Origin of the sequence: Nocardia sp. NPDC087230 (assembly GCF_044744725.1) — a bacterium.
Classification (GTDB): Bacteria; Actinomycetota; Actinomycetes; order Mycobacteriales; family Mycobacteriaceae; genus Nocardia; species Nocardia canadensis.
Genome location: NZ_JBIUYV010000007.1, coordinates 162,563 through 185,641, shown reverse-complemented (window position 1 = coordinate 185,641; position 23,079 = coordinate 162,563). Strand labels below are relative to the sequence as shown.

Genomic DNA, 23,079 nt, shown 5'->3' with positions numbered 1-23,079 from the left:
CGGCGGGTACTACCTACCAGGTAATCGCCCGCCGGTCGGGGACACATGGTGAATACCGAGCTCCAGACATGAGAACGCAGGTCCGCTCATGACCCAGCCTTCCGAGGGCGCCTTCCCGCTGTCCGCGGCCCAACGTGGTATCTGGTTCGCCCAGCACATCGCGGGCGACACCCCCATTTCCATCGCCCAATACGTCGAATTGAGTGGTCCGGTCGACCACGAACTGCTGCTGCGGGTCGTGCGCCGGACCGGCCGCGAGTTCGGCACCGGCTATCTGCGCCTGATCGACATCGACGGCCAACCCCACCAGTACGTCGACTTCTCCCTCGACGACGAGATGGCCGAGCTGGATCTACGCGCCGAGCCCGACCCCGTCGCGGCGGCGCACGCGTGGATGCGCGCCGAGTACACCGCTCCCCTGGACGTGATGCGCGACCGATTGGTCCGGTTGGCCATGCTCCGCGTCGCCGACGACCGCTGGTTCTGGTATTCGCGGATGCATCACATCGCGCTGGACGGCATGGGGGCGCTGGCCCTGGTGCAGCGCACCGGCGAGCTCTACAACGCCGCCGTCGAGGGCAGAGAGGCCCCGGCGTCCAAGGCCGAGCCGTTGCAGAAGATCGTGGCGGCCGACCTGGCCTACCGCACCTCCGACCGTTTCACCGCCGACCGGGAGTACTGGCGTGAGCACCTGGCGGGGATGGCCGATCCGGTGAATCTGGCCGGGCGCGACGCCGAGGTCGACGGCCACCCGAACCGGGTCTCGGGCGCGCTGCCCGCCGAGACCGCGGCGCTGCTGGATTCCGTTGCCGCCGAAGTGAACTCGGGTGTCGCGCCGACGGTGGTCGCCGCGTTCGGCGCCTACCTGGCCGCGATGACGGGTGCGCGAGAAGTGGTATTGAGCCTGCCGGTGTCGGCGCGCACCTCCGCGACGCTGCGCCGGTCCGGCGGCATGCTCGCCAATGTCGTCCCGCTGCGGGTCGGTCTGGACCCGACCACGACCGTCGGCGCGGCGATCCTCGCCGTACAGAGCGAGCTGACCGGCGCGCTGCGCCGCCAGCGCTACCGCCAGGAGGACATCGTCCGCGACCTCGGCTGGGCGATGGACGAGGCCACCTCGTTCGGCCCGGCCGTGAATCTGATGATGGTCGACACCAGGATCGCGCTCGGCCCGGTCGTCGGGCGTTTGCATGTGCTCACCTCCGGCCTGATCGACGACCTGTTCGTCAACCTGTATCCGGGCGTCGGCGGCGAGAGCACCCACATCGATTTGCAGGGCAACGGCAATCTGTACAGCGAGGCCGACCTGGCGGCGCATCACGCGCGCTTCCTGCGGTTCCTGCACCGATTCCTGGTCGCCGGACCCGAGGCGCCGCTGTCGGCGGTGCCGGTCCTGTCCCCCGCCGAGGAGGCCCTCGCGGTCCCCGCGCGCGGTCCGGCCGGGGTCGACATCCGCACGCTGCCCGAGATCCTCGCGGCGGGCGCCGCGCTCGACCCGGACGCGGTGGCGCTGCGCTGGGGCGCGCACGAGACACTGACCTACCGCGCCGTCGACGACTACACCAACCGGCTCGCCCGGGTGCTGATCGCCGCCGGCGCCGGCCCCGAACACGGTGTCGCCCTGTCCATCCCGCGCTCGGCCGAGTCGGTGCTGGCGACCATCGCGGTCGCCAAGACCGGCGCGCCGTTCGTCCCGATCGATCCCACCTATCCGGCCGACCGCATCGAGCACATGGTCGACGACAGCGGGGTGATCACGGGTCTGACCATCGCGCAGGCGCGCAAATCGCTGCCGGACGGGGTCGACTGGCTCACCCTCGACGACGAGGCGACCCTCGCGCAGATCGCCGCCCAGGATGCCGGGCCGATCGCCGACGCCGACCGCCGCGCTCCGGTGCGGCCGGATCAGGTCGCCTACATCATCTACACCTCCGGCTCGACGGGTCTGCCCAAGGGCGTGCTCGTCTCGCATCGCGGCCTGGCCAACCTCGTCGCGAGTTCGGGAGCCGGGTTCGGTGTCGACGCGGGCTCCGTTGTCGCCCATGCCGTCTCGCCGAGTTTCGACATCTCCGTCGAGGAGATCCTGGTGACGCTGGCGGCGGGCGCGAGCCTGGCGGTGGTGCCGCCCTCGGCGTACGCGGGCGAGGACATGGCGCAGGTGCTGCGCGCGCACCGGGTCACCCATCTCAATGTCACCCCGGCCGTCGTGGGTTCGCTCGATCCCGCGACGCTGCCCGAGCTGCGCACGGTCGTCGTCGGCGGCGACGCGTGCCCGCCGGAACTGGTGGCCAAGTGGGCCGGTCGCACCCTGCTCAACGGCTACGGCCCCACCGAGACCACCGTGACCACCACCCTCACCGACGCCTTGGTGCCCGATGCGCCGGTGACGATCGGCAGTCTCGTGCGCGGGGTGACCGGTCTGGTGCTGGATCCCTGGCTGCGCCCGGTCCCGGCGGGCACCGTCGGCGAGCTGTACCTCGCCGGCCCCGGCGTGGCCCGCGGCTATCACCGGCGCACCGGTCTGACGGCGAGCCGGTTCGTCGCGAATCCGCACGCACCCGGTGAGCGGATGTACCGCACCGGCGATCTGGTGCGGTGGCGCGACGACGACGGCCGGTTCGTCCTGGAATACCAGGGCCGCAGCGACTTCCAGGTGAAGGTGCGCGGCTTCCGGATCGAGCTCGGGGAGATCGATGCCGCCCTGCAGCGGCTGCCCGAGATCGATTTCGCGCTCACCCTCGGCGTCGAGACGGCCGCGGGCGCGACCGCGCTGGTGTCGTATGTGACGACCGAGCCCGGCGCCGACGTCCACCCCGAGGCCGTGAAAGCGGCGGTCGGCGAGAGCCTTCCGGCCTACATGGTGCCCGCGGTGGTCATGGTGCTCGACCGGGTTCCGCTGACGCCGCTGGGCAAGGTGGACCGCAAGGCGCTGCCCGCACCGGATTTCAGCGCGCGCACCGTCACCAGCCGCGCGCCGTCCACCCCGCGCGAGGAGACGCTCGCCGCGCTGTTCGCCGACGTGCTCGGCCTGGAGTCGGTCGGCGTCGACGACAGCTTCTTCGCCCTCGGTGGCGACAGCATCGTCTCCATCCAGCTGGTCTCGCGGGCGAAGGCCGCCGGGATCGCGTTCAGCGCCCGGGACGTGTTCGAACGCAAGACCGTCGCCGCGCTGGCGGCGGTCGCGGCCGACACCGAGGTCCACGTGGTGCACGAATTGCCCGGTGGCGGTGTCGGTCCGGTGCCGCTCACGCCGATCGTGCACGCGCTGGTCGAGCACGGTGACACCTGGGGCCGGTACGGGCAGGCCGTGCTGATCGGCCTGCCCGCGGGCATCGACCGTGCGGCGCTGGCGACCGCGATCCAGGTCCTGCTCGATCACCACGACCTGCTCCGCTCGTCGCTGCGCGAGACCCCGCGGGGCTGGGAATGGGTGGTCGCCGAACCCGATTCGGTCGCCGCCGACCCGCTGCTCGACGTCGTCTCGGCCGACACCGACGACGCCGTCGAGCGTGCCTTGCAGGACGCCGCGGATCAGCTCGATCCCACGGTCGGCGCCGTCGCCCGGTTCGTGCTGCTCGACCGTGCCGAGGCCGCGCCGCTGTGCTGGCTGGTCCTGCACCACCTCGTCACCGACGGCGTCTCGTGGCGAATCCTGCTGCCGGACTTCGCGACCGCCGCCTTCGGCGGCGCCCTCGACCCGGTCGGCACCTCCTTCCGCCGCTGGGCGCACGGACTGGCCGACGATGCCGACACCCGGCTCGGCGAACTGCCGATCTGGCAACACGTCCTGGCGACACCGGACCCCTCGTTCGCCGCCGACCGGACCGCCTTCGACCCCGTCGTCGACGTCGTCGCCACCATGAAACAGCGGCTGAGCACGGTACCGCCGGAGCTCGCGCACACCGTCCTGACCACCCTGCCCGAGCAATTCCATTGCGGCGCCGACGATGTGCTGCTCGCGGCACTGACCATGGCCGTGTGCCGCTGGCGCGACCGCACCGGGGCCCTGCTGACCCTGGAGGGCCACGGCCGCGACGAATCCCTGCTGCCCGGCGCCGATGTCGCGCGCACGGTCGGCTGGTTCACCAGCGTGTACCCGGTCGCGGTCGACCTCGCCGACATCGACCTGAGCGACGCCTTCGCCGGCGGCCCGGCGGCGGGGTCCGCCCTCAAGGCCACCAAGGAGCAGTTGCGATCGCTGCCCGACCGCGGGGTCGGCTACGGCCTGCTGCGGTACCTGAACAGCGACACCGCCGCCGCGCTGGCCGATGCCCCCACGCCCCAGCTGAGCTTCAACTATCTCGGCCGCGCGGTCACCGGCGAGGATCCCTGGATGCCCCGGCGCTTCGCCGCGACCAACGACGAGCGGGCGCCGCTGGCCGCCGTCGTCGACATCAATGCCGTGCTGACCGACGCCGGCCTGGAAGTCACCTGGGCCTACGCGAGCAGGCTGCTCGACGAGCACGCGGTCGACGAGCTGGCCGACCTGTGGACCGCCGCGCTGCGCGCGCTCGCCGACCACGCGCGTTCCGGAGAGGCCGGTGGGCGCACGCCGTCGGATTTCCCGCTCGTCGCCCTCGACCAGCCGCAGATCGATCGCTGGGAACAGAGCTATCCGAATCTCGTCGACGTGTGGCCGCTCTCGCCGCTGCAGTACGGCCTGCTCTTCCACGCGCTCTACGACTCCGACACCGCCGACGGCTACACCGTGCAGTCGATGCTCACCCTGGCGGGCACCGTCGACACCACCCGGCTGCGGATCGCGGCCCAGGCGCTCGTCGACCGGCACGAGAACCTGCGGGTGGCGTTCGTGGAGACCGACGACGGTCCACGCCAGCTGGTCCTGGCCGACGCCGAGATCCGCTGGACCGACATCGATCTGACCGACCTCACCGACGACGCCGAGCGCACCCGCGAACTCGACCGGATCATCGCCCTGGACGCGCTGACCCGCTTCGACCTCACCCGTCCCCCGCTGATCCGCTTCACCCTGGTCACCACCGCGCCCGGCCGGTTCCGGCTGATCATGACCAACCATCACCTGGTGCTCGACGGCTGGTCGACGCCGCTGCTGGTCCGGGAACTGCTCGCGCTCTACGTCACCGCGGGCGACGCGTCGGTGCTGCCGCCCGCCCGCTCCTACCGCGACTTCCTGGCCTGGCTCGCCGCCCAGGACGCCGACGCCTCGCTCGCCGCCTGGCAGCAGTCCCTGGCCGGGATCGACACCCCGACGCGCGCGGTCCCCACCCTGGCCGGGATCGCCTCACCGGAGACCGCGATGGTCACCCGCGAGCTGTCCGCCGCCACGGTCGCCGAGCTCGAGGGCGCGGCCCGCGAGGCGGGCGCCACGGTGAACACCCTGGTCCAGACGAGCTGGGCGCTGCTGCTGGCCATGCTGACCGGCCGCACCGACGTGGTGTTCGGCAGCACGGTGTCGGGCAGGCCGCCGGAGCTGCCGGGCGTCGAGGAGATGGTCGGCCTGTTCATCAACACCGTCCCGGTGCGGGTGACGCTGGACCCCGCCGAGAAGGTCTCCGATCTGCTGGCCCGGGTGCAGGCCGAGCAGGCCCGGCTGATGGATCATCAGCACGTCGGGCTGGCCGCGATCCACCGTGCGGTCGGGCTGGCCGAATTGTTCGACACCCTCACCGTGTTCGAGTCCTATCCGATCGATCGCGAGGCGCTCTCGCAGGCGCTCGACATCGCGGGTATGCGGGTGCTCGACGTCGAGGGCACCGACGCGACGCCGTATCCGCTCAATCTCATGGTGATCCCGCTGCGCGGCGAGGCGGGGGCGGGCGACGCGCTGCGGATCACGGTGAAGTTCATGGCCGATCAGCTCGACGCCACCGCCGCGCAGTCGCTGCTGGACCGGTTCGTCGGGCTGCTCGGCCGGCTCGCCGCGCAGCCGCACGACCTGGTCTCGCAGGTGCGCTACTGCGACGACACCGAACTGGCGCGGCTGGCGCCGGTCCGCGGGCTGCCCTCGGTGCCGATGCGGACGATGCCCGACATCCTGACCGCGGGCGCGAGCATCGATCCCGACGCGATCGCGGTCAGCGCGGGTGAGCTGCGAATGAGCTACCGCGACCTGGATTCCTGGTCGAACCGGTTCGCCCGGGTCCTGCTGGGCCGCGGCGTCGGCCCCGAGGTGTTCGTGGTGCTCGCCCTCACCCGGTCGCTGGAATCGGTGGTGGCCGTGTGGGCGCTGGCCAAGACCGGCGCGGCATTCGTCCCGCTGGACCCGAGCTATCCGGTGGAGCGCATCGAGCACATGCTCGCCGATTCGAAGGCGCCGATCGGCGTCACCGTCACCACGACCGGGGAGACGCTGCCCGGCACCATCGACTGGCTGCTGCTCGACGACCTGAACACGCTGCGCCGGGTGATGCTGGTCTCCGATGCGCCGATCACCGACGCCGAACGCGGCGGGCCCATCGACATCGACCACACCGCCTACCTGATCTACACCTCCGGTTCCACCGGCAAGCCGAAGGCGGTGCTGCTCAGCCATCGCGGCATCGCCAATCTCACCACCGCGCAACGGGAGACGCTGGCCCTCGACCCGTCGGCGAGCGCGCTGCAGGTCGCCTCGCCCAGCTTCGACGCCTCGGTCTTCGAGATGCTCACCGCGCATTCGGCGGGCGGGCGGCTCGTGATCTCGCCGCCGGAGGTCTACGGCGGCAGCGAACTCGAAGGGCTGCTGCGCGCCGAACGGGTCACCCACGCGGTGATCACCCCGTCGGCGCTGGCCACCATGGAACCGACCGAACTCACCGATCTGCGGGTGCTGTCGGTCGCCGGTGAGGCCGCCACCCCCGAGCTGATCGAGAAGTGGTCGGCCGGTCGCCGGATGGTGAACTTGTACGGCCCCACCGAATTCAGCATCTGGGCCACCGGTCCCGCCGAGCTGGTGGCGGGCGAACCGATCACCATCGGCGGACCGATCCGGGGGTCGGCGGTGGTGGTGCTGGACACCTGGTTGCGGCCGGTGCCGGTCGGCATCGCGGGCGAGCTGTATCTGGCCGGGCCCGCGCTGGCCCGCGGCTATTTCAACCGGTTCGAGATGACCGCGAGCCGGTTCGTCGCCGATCCCTACGGCGAGCCCGGTGACCGCATGTATCGCACCGGCGACATGGTCCGCTGGGTCGTCGAGGACGGCGACCTCGCGCTGGAGTACCTGGGCCGCAGCGACTTCCAGGTGAAGATCCGCGGCCTGCGGATCGAGCTCGGCGAGATCGACGCGGTGCTCTCGCGCGACGAGGAGATCGACTACGCGGTGACCATCGGGCGCGCGGGCCCGGCGGGGGCGACCGTGCTGGTGTCCTATGTCCTGCCCACGCCCGGTGTCGCACTGGAGACCGAGCGGGTGCGCGCGGCCGTCGCGGCGGAGCTGCCCGGCTACATGGTGCCCGCCTATGTCGTCGTGCTCGACGAGATTCCCCTCACCCCCGTGGGCAAGCTGGATCGCAAGGCGTTGCCGGTGCCGGACTTCTCGGCGGCGCAGCGCCCCTACCTCGCGCCCCGGACCGACACCGAGGCCGCGGTGGCCGCGGTGTTCGCGGAGGTCATCGGGGCCGAGCAGGTCAGCGTCGACCAATCGTTCTTCGAACTCGGCGGCAACTCGCTGAGCGCGACCAAGGTCGTCGCCCGGGTGAATTCGGCGCTCGGCTCGACCATCGCCCTGCGCGATCTGTTCGACGCGCCGACCGTGGCGCAGCTGGCGGCCCGGGTCGTGCCCGCCGCCGAGGGCGGGCCCGGCCGCCCGGCGCTGGCCGCGCGCGTGCGCCCCGACCGGATCCCGCTCTCGCCCGCCCAGCAGCGCATGTGGGTGCTCAACCAGCTCGATCCGAGCTCGGCCGCCTACAACATCGCCATCGCCCTGCGCCTGACCGGCGCTCTGGATGTCGAGGCCATGCGCCTGGCGCTGACCGACGTGATCGCGCGGCAGGAAAGCCTGCGCACCCGCTATCCGGCCGATACCGAAGGGCCACGTCAGGTCGTCGTCGGCCTCGACGCGGCCACGCCCGCCATGCCGGTCCTCGACACCGAAGACGGTGCGCCGCTGCGGGATCGGATCACCGAGCTGGCGGGCACCGGATTCGATCTCACCAGGCAGGCGCCGCTGCGGGTCGGGCTGTTCCGGCTCGTCGACGCCGGGTCCGACGGTCTCCCCGTGCATGTGGTCGTGCTGGTGGTGCACCACATCAGCGCCGACGGCGCGTCGATGGCGCCGCTGGCGGGCGACCTGGTGGCCGCCTACTCGGCGCGCGTGGCGGGCGAGGCGCCCACCCGGGCCCCGCTCACCGTGCAGTACGCCGACTTCGCGCTGTGGCACCGCGACCTCCTCGGCAGCGCGACCGACCCGGAATCGGTGGCCGCCCAGCAGATCCGGTACTGGACCGACGCCCTCGCCGGCGCACCGGACGCGCTGGAACTGCCCACCGACCGCCCGCGCCCCGCGGTGCAGACGATGCGCAGCGACGACCTCGACTTCGCGATCGACGAGCAGCTGCACCGCACGCTCATCGACGTCGCGGCCGCGAGCAATGTCAGCGTCTTCATGCTCGTGCACGCCGCGCTCGCGGTCCTGCTGGCCCGGTTGAGCGGCACCGGTGACGTCGTCATCGGCACTCCCGTCGCCGGGCGCGGCGAGGCCGCCCTGGACGACCTCGTCGGCATGTTCGTCAACACCCTGGCCCTGCGCACGCCGATCGACCCCGGCGCGAGTTTCCGGCAGGTGCTGGCCGAGGTCCGCACCACCGATCTCGACGCGTTCGCCCATGCCGACGTGCCCTTCGAACAGCTCGTCCAGGCGCTCGACCCGACCCGCTCGACCGCGCACCACCCGATCTTCCAGGTGTCGCTGTCGCTGCAGAACTTCGTCGAGCCGGTGCTGGACCTGGCCGGACTGCGGTTCGAGGTCGAGGACTTCGACCGCGACGCCTCGGCCTTCGACCTCACCCTCGACCTGCGCGAACGATTCACCGACGCCGGCCCCGCCGGGCTCGACGGCGTGCTGACCTACGCGACCGACCTGTTCGACGCGGCCACGGTGGCCGCGTTCGTGACCCGCTGGCAGCGCGTCCTGTCGGCCGTCCTCGCCGACCTCGACCTGCGGGTCGCCGATATCGACCTGCTCGACGCGGGTGAACGCGCGGAACTGATTCCGGTCCGCGGCCCGGTCACGGCGGGCACGATCACCCTGCCCCGGCTGCTCGCCGACACCGCCGCGACCTACCCCGACCATCCGGCGCTGGTCGCCGGGACCACGACGACCTACCGCGCGCTCGACGCCCGCTCGAACCAGCTGGCCCGCCTGCTGATCGACGCGGGTGCGGGCACCGAAACCGTTGTCGCCCTGGGGCTGCCCCGCTGCGCCGAGCTGCACACGGGGATCTGGGCCGCCGCGAAGGCCGGTGCCGCGTTCCTGCCGGTCGACCCGAAGCATCCGGTGGACCGCATCGATCACATGCTCACCGACTCCGGCGCCCGGGTCGGTCTCACCCTGACCGCGTACCGGGCGAGCCTGCCCGACACCACCCGCTGGCTGGTCCTCGACGACCCCGACATCGTCGCCCGGCTGCGCGCCGCCGCCGACACCCCGCTCACCGCCGACGACCTGCCCACGCCGATCCGCCTGGCGAATCCCGCCTGGATGATCTACACCTCCGGGTCGACCGGAACTCCCAAGGGCGTCACCGTCACCCATCGCGGCCTGGCCGACCTCGTGGCGGCGCAGCGCGCCGATCTCGGACTCGATGACCGGTCGCGGGTGCTCCAGGTCGCCTCGCCGAGTTTCGACGCGTCGATCTTCGAGGCGCTGATGGCGTTCGGCAGCGGTGGCGCCTGTGTGATCGCGCCGCCCGAGGTCTTCGGTGGCGCGCCGCTGGCCGAGCTGATCGCCGCCGAGGCGGTCACGCACATGGTGATCACTCCGTCGGCGCTGGCCACGATCGATCCCGCCGAGGTGTCGAGCGTGCGGGTACTCGCGGTGGCGGGCGAGGCGGTCGGCCCCGATCTGGTCGGGCGCTGGTGCGGCGGGGCCGCGGAGCGGCGGATGGTCAATCTGTACGGGCCGACCGAATACACCATCTGGGCAACGGGTTCCGCGCCGTTGTCCACGACGGAGCCGGTCACCATCGGCACCCCGATCCGGGGCGCGGCCGTGCTCGTCCTCGACGATCGGTTGCGGCCGGTACCGGTCGGCGTCGCCGGTGAGCTGTATCTGACCGGCACCGCCACCGCCCGGTGCTACCACGCCCGGCCCGGGCTGACCGCCGCGCGCTTCGTCGCCGATCCCTACGGCGCGCCCGGCGAGGTGCTCTATCGCACCGGCGATCTGGTGCGCTGGATCCGCCCGCCCGAGCTCGGGTTGACGCTGGAATACCTCGGCCGCACCGACTTCCAGGTGAAGGTGCGCGGTCAGCGCATCGAGCTCGGCGAGATCGACGCGGTGCTCGGCGGCATCGACGGCGTCGATCTCGCGGTGACACTGGGTGTGCCCGGTCCCACCGGCGCGACCGCGCTGGCGGCCTATCTGGTGCGGATGCCCGGCGCCGACCTCGATCTCGCGCGGGTGCGGGCCGTCGCCGCCGACAGTCTGCCCGCCTACATGGTGCCCGCGGCCTTCGTCGTCCTGGACGCCATCCCGGTCAACGCTGTCGGCAAACTCGATCGCAAGGCCCTGCCGGAACCGGTGTTCATCGCCGAGGAGGCGCCGTATCTGGCGCCGCGGACACCCACCGAACACGTCCTGGCCGAGGTGTACGCCGAGTTGCTCGGGCGCGACCAGGTCGGCGTCGACGATTCGTTCTTCGCCCTCGGCGGCGACAGCATCCTGGCGATCCAGCTGGTCACCCAGGCGAAACTGCGTGGGGTGCACTGCACACCGTTGCAGGTCTTCGAGCATCGCACCGTCGCGGCGCTGGCCGCCGCCGTCGACGCCGCCGGGACAGTCGAGGCGCTCGCGGAGCTGCCCGGCGGCGGGGTCGGCGACCTGCCGCTGACCCCGATCGTCCGGTACATGATCGAGCGCGGCGGCGATTTCGACCGCTTCGCCCAGACCGCGGTGCTGGAACTGCCCGTCGGCATCGAGCGCACGGACCTGGTGGCCACGCTCACCGCCGTCATCGACCGGCACGACATGCTGCGGGCCCGGCTGTGGTCCGACGAGGACGGCTGGCAGCTGCGGGTGGCGGAACCGGGCACGATCGAGGTGGACGCCCTGGTGCACCGCACCGAGATCGACGCCGCGGCCGAACCCACCGAACTGCGCGAGGACGTCCGCAGCGAACTCGACTCCGCGCTGAACCGGCTCGATCCGGCCGACGGCGTCGTGCTGCAGTTCGTCTGGCTCGATCCGGTCGGTGCCGCGGGCTCGCGCACCCGGCCCGGACGGCTGATCGTGGTGGCCCACCACCTCGCCATCGACAGTGTGTCGTGGCGAATCCTGGTGCAGGACTTGATCGGAGCCTGGGCCCAGGTGTCGGCGGGCGCCACCCCGGTGCTGGCCGAGACCGGGACCTCGATGCGGCGCTGGTCCTACGCGCTGACCGAAGCCGCGCACTCCGACCAGCGGCTGGCCGAACTCGGCTACTGGCGCGACCTCGTCGGCGGCCCCGACCCGCTGCTCGGCGGCAGGCACCTCGATCCCGCCATCGATCAGGCCCACACCGTGCGCCGGGTCGACATCGAGGTCGACGCGGACGTCACCACCGCCCTGCTCACCACGCTGCCCGGGCTGTTCCACGGCGGTGTCACCGACGCGCTGTTCGCCACGCTCGCCCTGGCGCTGGTGCGCTGGCGGGCCCGGCGCGGCGTGGACGAGAAGTCCGCGCTGCTGCGGCTCGAAGGCCATGGCAGGCAGGAGGAAGTCGTCCCCGGCGCCGACCTGTCCCGCACGATCGGCTGGTTCACCAACCTGTACCCGGTGCGGCTCGACCTGTCCGGCATCGACATCGACGACGCGTTCGCCGGCGGCCCGGCGATGGGCGCGGCCATCCGCGCGGTCAAACACGATCTGCTGTCGGTGCCGGACAAGGGCATCGGGTTCGGCCTGCTGCGCTACCTGAATCCCGAGACCGCGGCACAGCTGCCGGAGCGGCTGCCCGGCCAGATCTGCGTCAACTATCTCGGCAGGCACACCGCCGCCGAGATCCCGGCCGGGCTGGAAGGTCTCGGCTGGCTGCCCACCGACGAATTCGGCGACCTGGATGTCGGCGAACACGCCACGGTCCCGGTGATGGCGGCGATCGACATCAACGCGTTGGTGCTCGGCGACCGCCTGCGCGCCGACTTCGGTTATCCGGCAGAACTACTCGACCGCGACGACGTCGCCGAGCTGGCCCAGCTGTGGACCCGGGCCCTGGGCGCGGCGGCGCGCTTCGCCGACTCCCCGGCGGCCGAACGCGCCTCCGCCGAGGAAGCCGCCGCCATGGTCGCCGCCGCGGCCGAACCCGCGGGCGCCGGCTCGAGCGGTCTCGGACTCGACGTGCTGCTGCCGATCCGGCTCGGCGGCGACAAACCCGCCCTGTTCTGTGTCCATTCCTCCTCCGGAATGTCGTGGAGCTACCTGGGATTCGCCGAGCGACTGCGGCCGGGCAGACCGATCTACGGCCTCCAGGCGCCCGACCTCAGCGGCCGCGAGCCCTCGGCCCGGTCCATCGAGGAGTTCGCGCGGCGGTATGTGCGCGAGATCCGCGCGGTCCAGCCGCACGGCCCGTATCACCTGCTCGGCTGGTCCTTCGGCGGACTGATCGCCCATGCCATGGCGGTGCAGTTGGCCGAGGCGGGCGAGCGGGTCGGCGTGGTGGCGATGCTGGACACCGACACCGCCGATATCGACGGCGACAGCATCGAGCGCCTGTCGCCCGGCGCGTTCATCAACACCTTCGGCGCGATCTTCGGCATCGACAACGTCCCCGCCGAAGCCACCGCGCAGGAGGCGGCCGAGCTGATCGCCGCCGAACTCGGCGGGGTCGAACTCGTCGACGCGGCCACGATCGAACGGATGGCGGGCTCCTACAACGCCTCCGCCAGGACCAGAACCGGCTACCAGCGCCCGGTCTACCACGGTGACGTCCTCTATTTCACCGCCGCGGTCGACCCCGGCGAATGGATGGGTCCCGACGGCTGGCGCCCCTACGTGACCGGCGCGATCGTCGCCCACGACGTCGAGACAACCCACGACGAGCTGACCAATCCCCTCGCACTGTCGGTGATCTCGCCGGTGCTGGATGACCACATGGAAGCAGGAGACCGGACATGAGCGTCGCACCGAGCCCCACCCTCACCTCCACCGGCGGCGTGGTCGTCGAAGGGATCGAGAAGTCCTTCGGCGACGTCCACGCCCTGCGCGGCGTCGACTTCGTGGCCGCGCCCGGCGAGGTACTCGGCATCCTCGGGCCCAACGGCGCGGGCAAGACCACGATGGTGAACGTCTTGTCCACGCTCATCACCCCCGATCGGGGCCGGGCCGTGGTCGCCGGGCACGATGTCGTCACCGACCCCGCGGCGGTCCGCAAATCCATCATGCTGACCGGCCAGTACGCCGCGCTCGACGACATGCTCAGCGGCTACGAGAACCTCGTCCTGTTCGGCAGGTTGATGGGCCTGCGTAAACCGGCGGCCCGGGCCAGGGCCAAAGAACTGATCGCCGAATTCGATCTGGAGCGGGCCGCGAACCGGCGGGTCGGCACGTACTCCGGCGGCATGCGGCGGCGCATCGACATCGCCTGCGGGCTGGTGGTCCGGCCCGATGTGGTCTTCCTCGACGAGCCGACCACCGGCCTGGATCCCCGCAGCCGTCAAGGTGTCTGGGACCTGGTGCGCAGCTTCAAGAACGCGGGCATCACCACCCTGCTCACCACCCAGTACCTCGAGGAAGCCGACGCGCTCAGCGACCAGATCATCGTCATCGACCACGGCGTGGTGATCGCCTCCGGCACCGCCGACGAGCTGAAACACCGCACCGGCGGCAGCTACTGCGAGGTGGTGCCGCTCGATCTGGAGGAGATGCCCGCCATCGTCGCCGCGCTCGGCTCGCTGCTGCCCGCCGAGAATCTGGCGGCGCTGACACCGGAATCCGACCGGATCACCATCCCGGCCCCCGACGGCGCCAAGACCCTCGCCGAAGCACTGCGCCGCCTCGACGACGCGTCGGTCGAACTCGTCGACATCGCGCTGCGCCGTCCCTCGCTCGACGACGTGTTCCTCCAGCTCACCGGCCATCTGCCGACAACCGAGACGGCACCGGAGGTCGTGTCGTGACCGCCACTACCTGGCACACCCACGTCCGCGCCGCCCCGGACACCGTGCAGCAGTGGTGGGTGCTGACCACCCGGCTGATCGTGCCCTCGGTCAAGACCGGCGAGGTGCTGTCCTCGATAGTCGCGCCCGCCGCGTTCACGGCCAGCTTCTACATCCCGCTCAAGACCGTGATGATGTTCTCCGGCAACGGTTTCAGCAGCTACGCCCAGTACATGATGCCGCTGGTGATCCTGCAGGCCGCCGCCTTCACCGCCATCTCGGCGGCGTTCCGCTCGGCCACCGATTCCGTGGCCGGGCTCAACCGCCGGTTCGGCGCGATGCCGCTGCGCCCGCTGGTGCCGGTGGCGGCGCGGATGTCGGCCAACATCTTCCGGCTGCTGATCTCCTTGGCCGCGGCGATCGTGTCCGGGTACGTGATCGGTTTCCGGTTCCGGCTCGACGCCGCGCACACCCTCGGGTTCTTGGCGTTCTCGTTGCTCATCGGGATCGCGTTCACCCTCGGTGCCGATGTCATCGGCACCGTGTCCAAGAGTCCGGAGGCCACCACGCAGGCCTTGGTGTTGCCGCCGTTGATCTTCGGCATGCTCTCGACCGGTCTCGCGCCGGCGAGCCAGTTCCCGAGCTGGATCCAATGGTTCGTCCGAAATCAGCCGGTTTCCCAGTTCGCCATCGTGTTGCGGGCGCTGGCCGGTGACACCGCCGGGAACGCTGGCACGATCAGCTGGTCGCTGGTGACCCCGTCGCTGCTGTGGCTCGCGGCGATCCTGCTGATCAGCCTCCCCGTGGCCATCCGGCTGAGTTCGAGGAGGGCGTGATGACACTGCTTGCCGCTCGTACCGAGCAGACCACCACGGGTTCGGAGACCACGCCGGGCGCGCTGGTCCGGCACACCCTCATCCAGACCCAGCGCCTGCTGCTGCGCTGGGCCCGCAATCCGGTCACCCTGCTGGAGACCCTGCTCATCCCGTGCCTGCTGCTGATCATGCTCGACATCGTCGTCGGCGGGCAGATCCAGAAGTTCACCGGCGACGACGCCCTCTACGGCTCGGTCCCGATGGTCGCCATCGTCGGCGCGCTCTCCGGCGCCGTGGCCAGCGGGGTCCTGCTCGGGCGCGAACGCGACGCCGGTCTGCTGGCCCGGTTCTGGGTGCTGCCGGTGCACCGGGCCTCCGGGATCGCCTCGCGCGTGCTCGCCGAGGGCTGCCGGATCGTGCTCGGCACCATCGCCGTGGTGCTCGTCGGCGCGCTGCTGGGCTTCCGGTTTCATCAGGGTCCGCTGGCGGCGCTCGTGTTCCTGGCGGTGCCGGTGCTCTTCGGACTCGCCTTCGCCACCATCGTCACCGCGATCGCCGTCTTCACCGCGAAAGCCTCACTGGTCGAAGGCGTCACCATCCTCACCTCGCTGATGATGTTCTTCAGCACCGGCTTCGTCCCGCTGATCGCCTTCCCGACGTGGATCCAGCCGATCGTGCGCAATCAGCCGATGTCGGTCGCCGTGGACGCCATGCGCGGTCTCGCCGACGAGGGGCCGATCGCGCGGCCGCTGACCCTGACCCTGGTGTGGTGTCTGGGCGCGATCGTGCTGTTCGCGGTCCCCGCCGCGATCGGGTTCCGGCGCGCCAGCCGACGCTGAGTGGCCCCGCGAACCCGCGGCGCCGGGCCGCCCTGCCACGCAGTACCCTCGTGCGCATGCCGGTGAGCGCCCGAGTACGCACCCGATTCCGTCGCACCGCCGAGCAGGGCGTCCGCGTCCGCTCGCGTGGCGTCCTCGCCGTCGCCGCGCTGCTGTGCGTCGCCGTGGTCACCGCGGGCTGCGCGGACAAGCACGACGACGCGAGCACGATCATCCGCACCACCACCAATATCGCCGGGGCCGGTGTGGTCGGCGTGGCCAGGGACACCGCCACGGCGTGCCCGCTGCCGAGCGCCCCCGATCCCGCCGCGGGCGCGACCCGCACCGTCACCCATGCCGCCGGGACCACACAGGTCCCCGCCGACCCGCAGCGCATCGTGGTGCTCACCAGCTCGGCGCTCGACGCCGCCTGTGCGGTGGGCCTGTGGGAGCGGGTCGCCGGCGCGGTCACCCTCGACGGTGAACGTCCGCAGCCGATGTACCTCGGCTACGGCGTGCTGAAGGTGCCGAGCATCGGCTCGATCGGGCAGCCCGATCCGGCGCGCATCGCCGCGCTGAAGCCCGACCTGATCCTCGGCGACGTCGCCCCGGCCGCCGGCGGCTACGAGGCGCTGAGCGCGATCGCCCCGACCGTCCTCATCGGCTCCGGCGGCAGCTGGCAGTCCGACTTCGCGGCCTACGCCTCCGGAATGGGCCGCGGCGCCGCCGCCGACGCCGCTCTGCGCGCCTACCTCACCGAGGCGCACGATCTCGGCCCGGCGCTCAACGCGAGCCAGTCGCAAGCCTCGGTGCTGCGTTTCACCGCCGACACCACCCAGGTCCAGGGCAGCGAGACCTTCGCGGCCCAGGTCCTGTCCGATGTCGGCGTGCAGCGCCCGACCGCGCAGCGCGGCACCTCCTACGACATCACCACCGCGGACCTGGCCACCAAGGCCGAGGGCGACATCATCTACGTGATGTTCGCGGGCAAGGCGGGCGAGGACCACGGCAAGCGGGTCCTGCGCTCGGACGAGTTCACCGAGCTCGGCGCCGCGACCGATCGTCGCGTCTTCGCCGTCGACGACAGCGTCTGGCACACCACCGGCCTGACCGCCGCCCGCGCGATCCTCACCGACCTGCGCGACAGCCTCAACGGGTACGTCACCGACTGACCGCGGGGGCTCCCAGCGAACACCCAGCGTGTTCCCAGCTCCGGCGCAGTACCCGCGCCTACCGTCGTCGGCGACACGGTACGAGCGAAGGAGCAGCGATGGACGACCACGATCTCGGACTCGGGCACGACCTGCGGGTCATGTCGCGACGGCGGATCCTCGGCATGATCGGTGCCGCGAGCCTGGCGACCGCGGCGGCGGCCTGCGCCTCGGCGACCGACTCGGGCGTCACCGACACCGCGACGACCACGCCCGACACGGCGACTCCCGCCGCCGCGCCGCAGGAGACGGCGGGCCCGTACCCGGGTGACGGGTCCAACGGACCCAATGTGCTGATCGAATCGGGCGTCGTCCGCTCCGACATCACCACCAGCTTCGGCGCGTACTCCGGTGTGGCCCAGGGTGTTCCGATGACTCTCACGCTGAACCTGCGCGATCTCGCCAAGGGCGCCGCGGGCGCGGGAATGGCCGTCTACGTCTGGCACTGCGATCGCGAGGGCCGGTACTCGCTCTACAGCGAGGGCGTCACCGAGCAGAACTACCTGCGCGGCGTCCAGGTCGCCGACGACACCGGCACCGTCCGCTTCACCTCGATCTTCCCCGCCTGCTACGCGGGCCGTTGGCCGCACATCCACTTCGAGGTCTACGACGACCTCGCTATCGCCGTGGCGGGCGACAACGCCCGCCTCACCTCCCAGATCGCCCTCCCCCAGGACTCGTGCGAATCCGTCTTCGCCGCCGACTCCGGCTATTCCGCGAGCATCGAGAACATGTCCGGCGTGTCGCTGTCCTCGGACAATGTCTTCGGCGACGGCTGGGACGCCGAACTCGCCACCGTGACCGGGACACCCGCCACCACCATGGCCGTGTCCCTCACCGTCGGTGTCGCCGCGAAGTCCCAGAACACCCAGTCCGGCACCGGTTCTCCCGGCACCCCACCCGGCGGCAGTGGCCCCGCGGGCCCTCCGCCCGGCGGTGAGGGCCCCGGCGGTGGTCCATCACCCCGGTGACCGGCCACCGACGCCCCGCGCGGCGGAGAGGTCGTCGGCCGTCAATCGAATTGCACGGTCGCGAGCATGTCGCGCGCGAGTTGTTCGGGATCGGCCGACGAGGCCAGCTCCGACCCGTCCAGCGCGCCCTCCCGCCACAGCGTCGCGAACCCGTGCACCAGTGACCAGGCGGCGAGCCGGGTCGACCGCTGTCGATCGGGCGACTGCCCGGCCTGCATCTCGGCGATCCCCGATCGCAAGGCCGCGCCCGATCGTTCTCGGGCAGCGCGTAGTTCGGGGTCGTCGGCGCGCAGCACCTCGCGCCGGTACATGATGTCGAACCGGCCGGGGTTGGCCAGCGCGAAGCGGATGTAGGCGACGGCGACCTCGCGCATGTCCGCACCCGCGGCCGCCAATTCCGTGGCCAGCAGGTCGAATCCCTCGATCGCCAAGGCGGTGAACAGGCCCGCCCGGTCGCCGAAGTGGTGTGCGGGGGCTGCGTGGGAGACCCCGGCCCGGCGCGCCAGCGCGCGCAGCGACACCGCCTCGACGCCCTCGGCCGCGATCTGCTCGGCCGCCGAGTCCAGCAGCGCCGCCCGCAGATCCCCGTGGTGATACCCGGTCTTGGTCATGCCTCGATCCTGACGCACAAACTTGTCATTGACAAGTTCAGCGTTCGGTGCCAATCTTTCCAGTGTCAAGATTGGCAGCAGGCCAGTCGGCACCGCTTCGAGGAGTTCCCATGGCCCCGTTCATCGTTCTCGCCGTCGTCACCGCCCTGGCCAGGCTGATCGGCCTGCTCACCGGAGTGTCCTGGCTGGATTCCTGGCCCCGCGCGATCGCCCTCGGCCTGGCCGCCATGTTCACTCTCACCGCGAGCGCCCACTTCCTCGAACCCCGCCGGACGGCCCTGATCGCCATGGTCCCGCCCCGCCTCCCCAACGCGGCCGCGCTGGTCACACTCACCGGCATCCTCGAACTGGCAGGTGCTCTCGGCTTGCTGATCCCGGCCACCGCCCCGCTCGCCGCCGCCGGACTGTTCGTCCTGCTACTGGCCATGTTCCCGGCCAATGTCCGCGCGGCCCGCGCCGATCTGGGCATCAAGACCATGCCCCTACCCGCCCGCACCGCCCTCCAGGCGCTGTTCCTCGCCGCCTGCGCGGTCGTGGTCGCGGCCTGAGCAGGCGGCCCGCCGCACCGCTCTCGCCGGGTCCGGCGCGGTCGGGGCCGCGCCGTCACCGCCCTGCCGTCGCGCCGGCGGCGCCGTCCCGGTCGCGTCGACCAAGGCGCGGATCGCCCTCGGCTTCGCGCCGTAACCTCCAGCGCGGCACCCCGATCCGCGACAAGAGGAGTCCCGCGATCAGCGACCGGCGTATTTTTCGGCGGCGGCCGCCAACCCCAGGTGCACGATGTCGGTGAAGGTCGTGAGATCGCGGATGAGGGTGTCGATCTCGCCGGTGGTACCCGCCGCGGTCTGGTGCAGCCAGTCGGCGACGGTGTCGAACAGGCCGCCGATCGTGGAGACGGCGAGGGCGTGCAGGTCGATGCCGATGCCCGCGGCGGGGACGAACTCGTATTCGCGCCACAGGGTTTCGAGGAACTGGGCGGCCCAGCGGCGGTTCGTGCGGCGCTGCTGTTCGACCTTGGCGGAGATGCCGCTGGCCTCCCCGAAGGTGACCTGGGCGACGCGGGGATCGTCGACCAGCGAGTGCGCGAAGGCCGCCACCACCACCGACACCACCTCGTCGCGCCCGCCGGTGCACTCGGCCAGCGCGGTGGCGACCTCGGCCTGGGCGCGTTCGCTGAGCTGCTGGAGCAGGGCCAGGTAGCAGGACTCCTTGCTGTCGAACAGTTCGTAGAAGGCCTTGTTGCCGACGAAGGCGGTCTGACAGATCTGCTCGATCGCCGTGTTGACGTAGCCGTCGACGGCGATGAGCTCGAACGCGGCGGCCAGGATCTGCTCACGCCGGCGGGCGCGGCGCTGCTCGGCGTCCAGACCCTGGATGCGCCGGGAGCGAACGGGACTCTTCTCGGTCGACGTCACGCAGCTCAGCCTACCGATCGCGCAATATGAACAAGAACTCTTGTTACTAACAAGAGAACCTGCTGTAATCAGCATCACCTACCGAAGGAGATGCCATGCAGCGCAGCACGGCCACCCACCGATCCCGACGCCTCGGCGCCCCCGCCCTGCTGGCCGCCGCCGTGCTGGCGATGACCGCAGGTCCCGCCGTGGCCGAGGATTTCCAGCTCCCCCCGTTGCCGAACGAGGCCCAGGTGTATCCGGCGGTCGTACCGCTGCCGACCCCGCAGCAGGACCCCTGGTACGACGACCCGGCCGATATCGCGGCCTACGCCAACGGCGAGGTGATCCGCACCCGCGTCGTACAGACCTACGCGCTCGGCATCCCGGTCCCGGTGCACACCACCCAGCTCCTGTTCCGCAGCACCGACGCCCGCGACAACCCGATCGCCACCGCGACCACCGTGCTGATGCCGGGCGTCCCGTGGCTGGGTCCCGGTGCGCGCCCGCTGATCTCGTACCAGGAGGCGATCGACAGCCTCGGCAGGCAGTGCAATCCGTCGTACACGCTGCGGGCGGGCATCCAGAAGGAGGTCGCGCTGATCGGCCAGTTCCTGGCCGCGGGCGCGGCGGTGGTGGTCACCGACTTCGACGGCAAGCGCAACACGATCATGTCCCCGAGCGAGGGCCGGATGGTGCTCGACGGCATCCGGGCCGCCCAGCGCGGCGGACTCGGTCTCGAGGCGTCGCCGGTGGGCCTGTGGGGGTACTCCGGCGGCGGCAATGCCTCGGCGTCGGCCGCCGAACAGCACCGCGGCTACGCGCCCGAGCTCGCGCTGCGCGCCAGCGCCCAGGGCGGTATCCCCGGCGACAAGGTCGCGATCGCGCCGTTCGCCATCTCGGGCACCCAGCCGCAGGCCAACTTCACCGGCTGGCTGGCCATTCTCGGGCTGGCTCGCGAATACCCCGAGTTCGATCAGGCCCTGCAGACCTACCTGACGCCGGAGGGCAAGCAGGTCGCCCGCGATCTGGCGGACCGCTGCCTCTACACCGCGGTCGGCTCCACACTGCTGCGCCCGGTCGCCGACTACCTGACCGACCCGGCCGCCGCGCTGGCCGCCGCCCACGAGGGATTGGCAGCGGCGAGCTTCGGCCGTCCCGAGAACACCCCGGACATCCCGCTGCTCATGTGGCATTCGACCACCGATCAGCTGCTGCCCGCCGAACTGGCCATCGACGAGATCGCCGCCGCCTACTGCGCGCGCGGGGTGAACATGCGCATGTTCCGGGTGCCGATGTCGGAGCACATCAGCGCCGAGATCGTCCCCGAGCTCGGCACCGTCGCCTGGCTGCTGGCGGTCACCGCCGGCGCCGACCCGGGGCCGACGCTGTGCTGAGCCGATCCACGTCCACTCGCCCCCAGGGAGATCCACCATGAGCCCATCGACCTGGACGCACACCGCGTCGACCAGGGCGCGCCAGCTGCGCGCCATGCAGCGTGCCGGACTGATCGATCTGCGGCGCCCCGATCGACTCGTCCACACCGCCCGCGCGATGCGCGTCTACGGCCCGATCGCCGGCGGCATCCTGACCTCGGCCAGGCGCACCCCGGACCGGATCGCGCTGGTCGACGGCGCACATCGGATCAGCTACGGCGACCTCGACCGACGCACCGACGCGATCGCCGCCCGCTGGCACGCCGAGGGCGTCACCGCGCGCGACACCATCGGCGTGCTCTGCCCCGACGGACTGCGCCTGGTGCAGACCATGGCCGCCGCGGCGAAACTCGGCGCGCGACTGGTGCTGCTCAACACCGGGTTCGGTGCTGCGCAGTTGCGGGATGTGCTGTCCAGGGAAAAGGTCGCGGCGCTGGTCCTGGACCCGAGTCTGGCCGCGCTCGCCGACACGCTCCCCGAGGGGGTGGTCCTGCTCGACACCGAGGGCCCCGAGACCGGGGCGCGGGCGCCCGTTCCAGCCGAGCAGGGCGGTTTCGTCCTGCTCACCGGCGGCACCACCGGAACACCCAAAGGCGCGCCACGTCAGGTCGAATCGCCTTTGGCGGGCGCGCAATTCGTCGACCGGGTGCCGCTGCGACGCGGGCAGACGGTGCTGTTGTGCGCTCCGCTGTTCCACGGTACCGCGCTGTCCCAGTTCATCCTGTCGCTGAATCTGGGCTCGACGATCGTGCTGCACGGCAAGTTCGACGCCCGCCGCGCCCTGGACCAGATCGCCGAACACCGCGCCGACATGATCGTGCTCGTCCCGACGATGCTGCGCCGCATCCTCGATCTGGGCCCGGAAACGTTGTCCGCCACCGACACCGGTTCGCTGCGGATCGTGTTCACCGCGGGCGCCGCGCTCCCGTCGGCCCTGGGCAGCAGGGCGATCGAGGTCTTCGGCCCGGTGATCTACAACTTCTACGGCTGCACCGAGACCGGCACCGCCACCGTCGCCACGCCACAGGACTGGCTCGCCGCGCCGGGCACGGTCGGCCGGGCGCCGGTCGGGATCACGGTGGCGCTCTACGACGGCGACACCAGGGTGACCACCCCGGGCGCGGTCGGCACCGTGTATGTCGGCAACTCGATCGCCTTCCACGGGTACTCCGGTGGGGGTTCCAAACAGCTCAGGGGCGGGTTGATGAGTACCGGCGACCTGGGCCACTTCGATACCGAGGGCAGGCTTTTCATCGACGGACGCGACGACGACATGATCGTCTCCGGCGGCGAGAACGTCTTCCCCGGCGAGATCGAGGACCTGCTCTACCGGCACCCTGCCGTGACCGAGGCCGCGGTGATCGGGGTGCCCGACGAGGAGTTCGGGCAGCGGCTGGCCGCGTTCGTGGTCCGGGCGGGCGAGCTCGACGCCGACGCCGTCCGCGCCTACGTGAAGTCGCGTCTGGCCCGGTTCAAAGCCCCGCGCGATGTGGTGTTCGTCGACGAACTCCCGCGCACGCCGACCGGCAAGATCGACCGCATCGGCCTGGCGGCACTGCGCTGAGCAGGTAGCGGC

11 protein-coding genes are annotated in these 23,079 nt (G+C 71.5%); 9 read left to right on the top strand and 2 right to left on the bottom strand.

Annotation, left to right across the window (positions count from 1 at the left end):
• The first annotated feature begins 88 nt into the window (after positions 1 to 88).
• The 6 genes from ACIO52_RS23795 (at position 89) to ACIO52_RS23770 (ending at position 18,065) form a co-directional block, all read left to right on the top strand.
• On the top strand, positions 89 to 13,270 hold the full coding sequence (locus ACIO52_RS23795; protein ID WP_402646874.1) for an amino acid adenylation domain-containing protein: 13,182 nt from the start codon (positions 89 to 91) through the stop codon (positions 13,268 to 13,270).
• Positions 13,267 to 14,271, top strand: coding sequence for an ATP-binding cassette domain-containing protein (locus ACIO52_RS23790; protein ID WP_316575700.1), 1,005 nt, complete (start codon positions 13,267 to 13,269; stop codon positions 14,269 to 14,271). The genes ACIO52_RS23795 and ACIO52_RS23790 overlap by 4 nt, the downstream gene beginning before the upstream one ends.
• Positions 14,268 to 15,086: an ABC transporter permease gene (locus ACIO52_RS23785; protein WP_316575701.1), complete on the top strand. Its 819-nt coding sequence runs from the start codon at positions 14,268 to 14,270 to the stop codon at positions 15,084 to 15,086. The genes ACIO52_RS23790 and ACIO52_RS23785 overlap by 4 nt, the downstream gene beginning before the upstream one ends.
• Positions 15,086 to 15,904: an ABC transporter permease gene (locus ACIO52_RS23780; RefSeq protein WP_316575702.1), complete on the top strand. Its 819-nt coding sequence runs from the start codon at positions 15,086 to 15,088 to the stop codon at positions 15,902 to 15,904. The genes ACIO52_RS23785 and ACIO52_RS23780 overlap by 1 nt, the downstream gene beginning before the upstream one ends.
• Before the next feature lie 56 nt (positions 15,905 to 15,960).
• Positions 15,961 to 17,055: an ABC transporter substrate-binding protein gene (locus tag ACIO52_RS23775; protein ID WP_218715943.1), complete on the top strand. Its 1,095-nt coding sequence runs from the start codon at positions 15,961 to 15,963 to the stop codon at positions 17,053 to 17,055.
• A 98-nt stretch (positions 17,056 to 17,153) separates the two neighbouring features.
• Positions 17,154 to 18,065 (top strand): dioxygenase, encoded by a 912-nt coding sequence (locus tag ACIO52_RS23770; RefSeq protein WP_402646869.1) that lies wholly within the window; start codon positions 17,154 to 17,156, stop codon positions 18,063 to 18,065.
• A gap of 41 nt (positions 18,066 to 18,106) precedes the next feature.
• Here the strand turns inward: ACIO52_RS23770 and ACIO52_RS23765 are convergent, their stop codons facing one another.
• A complete protein-coding gene (locus ACIO52_RS23765; protein WP_218715941.1) occupies positions 18,107 to 18,676 on the bottom strand; it encodes a TetR/AcrR family transcriptional regulator in 570 nt (189 codons plus the stop codon).
• 110 nt (positions 18,677 to 18,786) lie between these two features.
• Between ACIO52_RS23765 and ACIO52_RS23760 the strand changes: the two genes are divergently transcribed.
• A complete protein-coding gene (locus ACIO52_RS23760) occupies positions 18,787 to 19,224 on the top strand; it encodes a hypothetical protein (RefSeq protein ID WP_402646866.1) in 438 nt (145 codons plus the stop codon).
• A gap of 180 nt (positions 19,225 to 19,404) precedes the next feature.
• Here ACIO52_RS23760 and ACIO52_RS23755 read toward each other — a convergent pair whose 3' ends face one another.
• Positions 19,405 to 20,088 (bottom strand): TetR/AcrR family transcriptional regulator, encoded by a 684-nt coding sequence (locus ACIO52_RS23755; RefSeq protein WP_308248374.1) that lies wholly within the window; start codon positions 20,086 to 20,088, stop codon positions 19,405 to 19,407.
• Between the two features lie 95 nt (positions 20,089 to 20,183).
• On the opposite strand from ACIO52_RS23755, the gene ACIO52_RS23750 reads away from it, so the two are divergent.
• Positions 20,184 to 21,464: a lipase family protein gene (locus tag ACIO52_RS23750; protein WP_402646862.1), complete on the top strand. Its 1,281-nt coding sequence runs from the start codon at positions 20,184 to 20,186 to the stop codon at positions 21,462 to 21,464.
• A gap of 37 nt (positions 21,465 to 21,501) precedes the next feature.
• Positions 21,502 to 23,067, top strand: a complete 1,566-nt coding sequence (locus tag ACIO52_RS23745) for an AMP-binding protein (RefSeq protein WP_402646860.1) — start codon at positions 21,502 to 21,504, stop codon at positions 23,065 to 23,067.
• The last annotated feature ends 12 nt before the right edge of the window (positions 23,068 to 23,079 follow it).

Coding starts and splice junctions, on each gene's coding strand:
- ACIO52_RS23765 (WP_218715941.1), bottom strand. CDS start 18,676: ATGACCAAGACCGGGTATCACCACGGGGATCTGCGGGCGGCGCTGCTG.
- ACIO52_RS23780 (WP_316575702.1), top strand. CDS start 15,086: ATGACACTGCTTGCCGCTCGTACCGAGCAGACCACCACGGGTTCGGAG.
- ACIO52_RS23775 (WP_218715943.1), top strand. CDS start 15,961: ATGCCGGTGAGCGCCCGAGTACGCACCCGATTCCGTCGCACCGCCGAG.
- ACIO52_RS23745 (WP_402646860.1), top strand. CDS start 21,502: ATGAGCCCATCGACCTGGACGCACACCGCGTCGACCAGGGCGCGCCAG.
- ACIO52_RS23750 (WP_402646862.1), top strand. CDS start 20,184: ATGCAGCGCAGCACGGCCACCCACCGATCCCGACGCCTCGGCGCCCCC.
- ACIO52_RS23760 (WP_402646866.1), top strand. CDS start 18,787: ATGGCCCCGTTCATCGTTCTCGCCGTCGTCACCGCCCTGGCCAGGCTG.
- ACIO52_RS23790 (WP_316575700.1), top strand. CDS start 13,267: ATGAGCGTCGCACCGAGCCCCACCCTCACCTCCACCGGCGGCGTGGTC.
- ACIO52_RS23795 (WP_402646874.1), top strand. CDS start 89: ATGACCCAGCCTTCCGAGGGCGCCTTCCCGCTGTCCGCGGCCCAACGT.
- ACIO52_RS23770 (WP_402646869.1), top strand. CDS start 17,154: ATGGACGACCACGATCTCGGACTCGGGCACGACCTGCGGGTCATGTCG.